This is a genomic window from Marinovum sp. 2_MG-2023 (genome assembly GCF_030548265.1).
Lineage (GTDB): Bacteria > Pseudomonadota > Alphaproteobacteria > Rhodobacterales > Rhodobacteraceae > Marinovum.
On sequence record NZ_JAUOSD010000034.1, the window covers coordinates 24,395 to 30,441 of the forward strand.

Sequence of the window (6,047 nt, forward strand, 5' to 3'; positions counted from 1 at the left end):
CAAACCGGCGGCGCCCTCATGGCGCCGCCAATCAGAGGCAGGCCATGACCTATCTGACATTCAGTTCGATCTCGAAATCCTATCCGGGTGTGCGCGCGCTCACCGACGTGACCTTTGATGTAAGTCGTGGCGCGGTGCATGGGCTCATGGGGGAAAACGGTGCGGGGAAATCGACCCTAATTCGTATTCTCTCGGGCGATGCAGAAGCGGATACAGGCGTCGTCACAATCGACCGCGAGGAACAGCACTACCGCTCGGCGCGCGATGCACGTGACGCAGGTGTGACGGTGATCCACCAGGAACTGCAGCTGGTCACAGGGTTGACCGTGGCAGAAAACCTGAATCTGGGACATTTCCCCGGACGTGCGGGCGTAATTGACTACAAACAACTCTACCACAATGTCGGTGAAAAGCTGCGGCAGGTGGGCATCCATGTCGATCCCCGCGCCAAGGTTGCCGACCTCTCAATTGGCGAACGCCAAATGGTCGAGATCGGCAAGGCGATTATGGTCGACGCACGCATCATTGCGCTGGATGAGCCGACTTCCTCACTTTCCGCGCATGAGAGCGAGACCCTCTTCCGCCTGATCAGTCGCTTGAAGGCCGAGGGCCGGACAATCATCTATATCTCGCACCGAATGGAAGAAGTTTTCCGGCTGTGTGACAGCCTTACGGTGTTGCGCGACGGTCAGGTCGCGGCCCATCACCGGACGCTGGAAGGGGTCACCGCAGATCAGGTCATTTCCGAGATGGTCGGCCGCGAAATTGACGACATCTGGCGCTGGCGTCCGCGTACGCTTGGCGAGGTGAAACTCGACGTGAATGGCCTCAAAGGTGCACAGCTTCCGGCTCCCATCACCTTCCAGGTGCGGCGCGGCGAGGTTCTGGGGTTCTTCGGGTTGATCGGCGCAGGGCGATCGGAACTTATGCGGTTGGTTTTCGGGGCCGATCCACAAACCGCTGGAACGGTGCGCATCGGGGACAGAACGCACATCGCGCGCACCCCTAAGTCCTCCATTCACGCGGGGCTGGTTCTCGTACCCGAAGACCGCAAGGCAGAAGGCATTATTCAGGGGCGCTCGCTTGAGGAGAATATCCTCATTTCATCCCGTCGCCATCTGACGCGCGCTGGTGTCCTCAATCGTCGCCGCGAGGCGGAGATCGCCGAGGTTGAATTGAAACGTCTGAAGGTGCGCACCCCGTCGAGATTGCAGGACATTGTGAACCTGTCGGGCGGCAACCAGCAAAAAGTGATCCTTTGTCGCTGGCTGTCGGAGGAAGGGGTCGAGGTTCTGCTTATCGACGAGCCGACACGGGGTATCGACGTGGGCGCAAAATCGGAGATCTACGACATCCTCTACCAACTTGCCGAAGATGGCATGGCCATTGTTGTTGTGTCCTCGGAGCTGCCTGAAATCATGGGTATTTGTGACAGGATCCATGTCATGCGCAATGGCCACATCTCGGCCGAAGTGGCCCGCACCGATTTCACAGAAGAAACATTACTGGCTGCCGCCATGCCTGAAGACAGCGCGAGAACGGCAGATGAAGGAGACTCCAAATGACACACACAGTTCGCAAAATCCTGTTGGGCGATCAAGGGCTTCTTGTACTGTTCGCATTGGCGTTCGTGGTCGTGTCTTTGAGCGTGCCGAACTTCCTCACCGAACGCAACATGCTCGGGCTGTTGCAATCCGTGGTCACGGTGGGTGTGGTGGCCTGCACAATGATGTTCTGTCTGGCGGGGCGGGATTTCGATCTCTCGGTCGGCTCGAATGTGGCCTTCACGGGGATGGTTGCGGTCATGGCCTCGAATGCCACAGGCTCGATCGCTTTAGGTATTCTGGTTGCCTTGGTGGCCGGGGCCGCAGTGGGGGCGTTCAACGGCTTCGTCATCGCGAAGTTCCGCATCAATGCGCTCATCACCACGCTGGCGACCATGCAGATCGTGCGCGGTCTTGCGCTGATCTCCTCGGACGGGCGCGCCGTGGGTATTCAGGACCCGAATTTCTACCAGATCTCGCTGTCCAAATTTGCGGGTGTGCCTTCGCCAATCTGGGTTTTGATGATCCTGTTTTTGATGTTTGGGTTCATCCTGACGCGGACGGTTTTCGGCAAGAACACTCTGGCCATCGGTGGCAATCCCGAGGCGGCGCGTCTTGCGGGGGTCGATGTGGATCGTATGCGGATTGCGATCTTCACACTACAAGGGGTGACTTGTGCCATCGCGGGCATCCTGCTTGCCTCGCGGATCACATCGGGACAGCCGAACGCTGCGACGGGGCTGGAGTTGTCCGTAATCTCTGCCTGCGTGCTCGGCGGGGTCTCCCTCGCGGGTGGGCGTGCCACGATGACAGGTGTTATCATCGGGGTAATGATCATGGGCATCGCCGAGAACGTGATGAACCTACTGAACATTCAGGCGTTCTATCAATATGTTGTGCGTGGTGTGATCCTGTTGCTTGCGGTGTTGCTCGACAATCTGCGCACTCTTGCGTCCTCCCGCGCGAAAGGCTGACCCGGGCCAAACAGGAAGGTGGCGCGGCATGGGTCGCGCCACCTTCCACGGTCCTTTTTACAATCCCATTCAGGAGACTCGATCATGTCTGGTTCGAGATTGCACAGCAAGCGCGTGCTCATCACTGGCGCCGCACAAGGCATTGGACTTGCGATTGCGCGCGCGTGCCATCGCGAAGGGGCGGCGCTCTATCTGTGCGACATTGACAGCGCGCGTCTCGATACTGTCGGGGCTGAGTTGGGCGGGCGCAGTGGGCAACTGGACTGGGGGCGTGCGGACATCTCGGATGCCGAGTCGGTACGAGGGCAGGTTGCCCGCGCGGCTGACACCATCGGGCCGGTGAATGTGCTGGTCAACAACGCGGGGGTGAACGTTTTCGCAGCGCCTTTGGAAATGACCGATGCACAGTGGAAACGGTGTTTCGACATCAACCTCAACGGGGCTTGGAATTGCTCTCGTGCGGTCCTGCCGGCCATGGTCGAGGCGGGTGAAGGCGTGATCCTCAATATCGCCTCGACCCATTCGTTTACGATTATTCCTGGCACCTTCCCTTATCCCGTGGCTAAGCACGCCTTGCTTGGTCTCACAAAATCGCTGGCGCTGGAATTTGCGGTGCAGGGGGTGCGGGTCAACGCAATTGCCCCCGGATATGTCGCGACCCAAAACGTGATTGACTACTGGAACAGCGCCCCAGATCCGCAGGTCGCAAAGCAGCGCACGTTGGATCTCCATCCAGGCGGGCGCATTGCCCAACCCGACGAAATTGCAAATGCAGCTGTGTTCATGGTGTCGGACGAGTGTCCCTTCATGAATGCCACCTGCCTGACCATTGATGGTGGGCTGAGCGTACTGCACCACCCCACATAGAAGACCGGAAAACCGAAACATGAAAATCACTGCATTGAAGACATACGCCGTTCCACCCCGTTGGGTGTTCTTGAAAATCGAGACCGACGAGGGGGTCTGCGGCTGGGGTGAGCCTGTGCTTGAAGGGCACGCACAAACGTTGAAGGCCAAGGTGAAGGAGCTGGAAACCTTCGTTATCGGGCGCGACCCCGCGCGTATCGAAGACATTTGGCAACTGATTTATCGAAATGGGTGCTACCGTGGCGGCCCCGTGTTGATGAGCGCGATCTCTGGCATCGACATGGCGCTCTGGGACATTAAGGGCAAGGTTTGCGGCCAGCCTGTTCACAGTCTGCTGGGCGGACCGGTACGCGACCGCATTCGCAGCTATCGTTGGATCGGTGGTGACCGCGTGGAAAACCTTGTCGAGGGGGCCCAGGAAATGCGTGCGGAGGGCTATGATGCGGTCAAGTTCAACGTGTGTACTGAACTTCAGATCGTCGACACCTACGCGAAGGTGGATAAGATCGTCGAAACGCTGTCCGAAGTGCGCGCGGCTGTCGGTTCCACCATGGATCTTGCGTTTGATTTCCACGGTCGCGTTCACTATCCGATGGCGCGCGTACTCCTAAAAGAGATCGAACACTTGCGACCGATTTTTGTCGAGGACGCGGTTGTTTCGACCCAAGTCGACGCGATGGCGCAGCTTGCGCAGTTAACCTCTGTGCGATTGTGTACCGGCGAGCGGATGCATTCGCGGTATGACTTCCGACCCGTGTTCGAAAGCCTTGCGGCCAGTGTCATCAACCCGGACACCGCCCATGTCGGCGGCATTTCGGAGATGGTGCGTATTGGGCATATGGCCGAGGCGTATGACGTCGCGCTGGCCCCGCATTGTCCGCTCGGACCAATCGCACTGGCGGCGTGTTTGCAGGTGGATGCCGTGTGCTACAACGCCTTCATTCAAGAGCAAAGCCTAGGGATGCATTACAACTCGGGCGGCGATCTGAACGATTACCTCACACCCGAAACCCGTTTCAGTGTCGAGGATGGTTTCCTGCCGATCCCGCAAGGCGACGGCCTGGGAATTGAGGTCGACGAAGCTGTCGTCATTGAGCGCAGCAAACAAGAACACGATTGGCGTGCGCCGATCTGGCGCCATGCGGATGGCTCGATCTCCGAATGGTAATCCACATCTATATTTCACTTCACAAAAGGACGAAACCGTGACGCTTCCGAAAACCGATTCCGAGCTGTTCGAACTGCTTAAAACCCGCCTGTTTACTGCCGTTCTCGGCGATATTTTGGACATGATGGGCTATCGACATCAGTTCCTGCCCGCCGCGATTAGCCCGCTACAATCGGACATGAAGCTTGCGGGGCGGGCGATGCCTGTGCTCGAGGCGGATGTCTTTGATGAGGGCGGCGAAGACTCCAAAGGCCCACTGTCGAACAAACCCTTCGGGCTGATGCTGGAGGCCCTGGATGATCTGCGCGAGGGCGAAGTCTATGTCGCCGCTGGTGGCTCGCTTCGTTATGCGTTCTGGGGCGAGTTGATGGCGACCCGTGCGACGCATCTTAAAGCGGCGGGGGCGGTTGTGAACGGCTATATTCGTGACACAGACGGGATCGAAGCCATCGGCTTCCCGACATTTGGGCGGGGCATTTATGCGCAAGATCAAGGGCCGCGCGGTAAAGTTATTGACTATCGTTGCACCATTGAAATCGAAGGCATCCGCATTGCTCCTGGCGATCTGTTGTTCGGAGATCGTGAAGGCGTGTTGGTTATTCCCAGAGATGTTGAAGCGGAATGCATTCGGCGTGCGCTGCAAAAGGCGAGCACCGAGAATGAGGTGGCAGTGGCAATCCAGTCAGGCATGAGCGCGACAGAAGCCTTCAACAAATACGGCGTTATGTGACGCGAGGCCTGCGGTGTTTGTGATATTGCAAAATGATGCGAACACCACTGATTTAAGCTGCTCCAGGGGTGTGGTGCGCAACTTTGCATCGCCAAGGGGCACTCATCGCGTTCGCGCGAATATCGGGGCCATGGCCGCGCATTTGAACTGACACTTTCCATGTGGAGGTGGGGGAAAGCGCAACCACTTTGGCCGTTTCGGATAATGCGACCGAAATGTGTTTGGCTCAGCCATTGCCGTCATCAGGCGCATGGATGGGCAGGGTTCTTTACGGACGAACAACCCGCGTCCGTCGCATTGCAAACCAGATTGTTAAAAAGGAGGAGACTACCATGAAATTTAGAAAGACCCTTTTGGTCACCATGCTTTTGTCCGTTGCGGCGCTGCCAGCGCTCGCGCAGGACTTTAAGTTGAAGTTTCAGTCCAGCGATCCAGCGGGAAATCCAACTTACATGATTGAACAGGAATGGGCGCAACGGGTGTCTGACGCCTCTGGGGGCCGTCTGTCGATCGAAATGCTCCCCGTGGATTCCGTCGTCAGCTACAATGAGACCCATGACGCGGTAGGTGCGGGCATTCTTGGGGGTCACATTACTGCGGTGGCCTATGCATCGGGCAAAGACCCTGCGTTCGCATTGATCGGAAATACGGTTGGTGCATGGTCGTCGCCATATGAGATGCTGCGCTGGCATTGCCAACTTGACGGCATTGACCTGTGACGGTCCCCAGGGGTGATTTTCTCAGGCGGTCATTTCGAACGCATA

General features: G+C 57.8%; 6 protein-coding genes. All 6 read left to right on the forward strand.

Annotated elements, in window-relative coordinates; translation table 11 throughout:
* Nucleotides 1-44: 44 nt before the first annotated feature.
* The 6 genes from araG to Q4577_RS21830 all read left to right on the forward strand — a co-directional run bounded on the left by araG (nt 45) and on the right by Q4577_RS21830 (nt 6,002).
* A complete protein-coding gene (gene araG, locus Q4577_RS21805; protein WP_303472774.1) occupies nt 45-1,565 on the forward strand; it encodes an L-arabinose ABC transporter ATP-binding protein AraG in 1,521 nt (506 codons plus the stop codon).
* Nucleotides 1,562-2,518 carry an L-arabinose ABC transporter permease AraH gene (gene araH / locus Q4577_RS21810; RefSeq protein WP_303472776.1) on the forward strand — a complete coding sequence of 319 codons (957 nt, stop codon included), beginning with the start codon at nt 1,562-1,564 and terminating at the stop codon, nt 2,516-2,518. Before araG ends, araH begins: the two co-directional genes overlap by 4 nt.
* An 84-nt stretch (nt 2,519-2,602) precedes the next feature.
* Nucleotides 2,603-3,385 (forward strand): SDR family oxidoreductase, encoded by a 783-nt coding sequence (locus Q4577_RS21815; RefSeq protein ID WP_303472778.1) that lies wholly within the window; start codon nt 2,603-2,605, stop codon nt 3,383-3,385.
* Between the two features lie 19 nt (nt 3,386-3,404).
* Nucleotides 3,405-4,553: a galactonate dehydratase gene (dgoD, locus tag Q4577_RS21820; protein ID WP_303472780.1), complete on the forward strand. Its 1,149-nt coding sequence runs from the start codon at nt 3,405-3,407 to the stop codon at nt 4,551-4,553.
* Nucleotides 4,531-5,283, forward strand: a complete 753-nt coding sequence (locus tag Q4577_RS21825) for an RraA family protein (protein WP_303567657.1) — start codon at nt 4,531-4,533, stop codon at nt 5,281-5,283. The genes dgoD and Q4577_RS21825 overlap by 23 nt, the downstream gene beginning before the upstream one ends.
* A 332-nt stretch (nt 5,284-5,615) precedes the next feature.
* Nucleotides 5,616-6,002 (forward strand): hypothetical protein, encoded by a 387-nt coding sequence (locus tag Q4577_RS21830; protein WP_303472784.1) that lies wholly within the window; start codon nt 5,616-5,618, stop codon nt 6,000-6,002.
* The last annotated feature ends 45 nt before the right edge of the window (nt 6,003-6,047 follow it).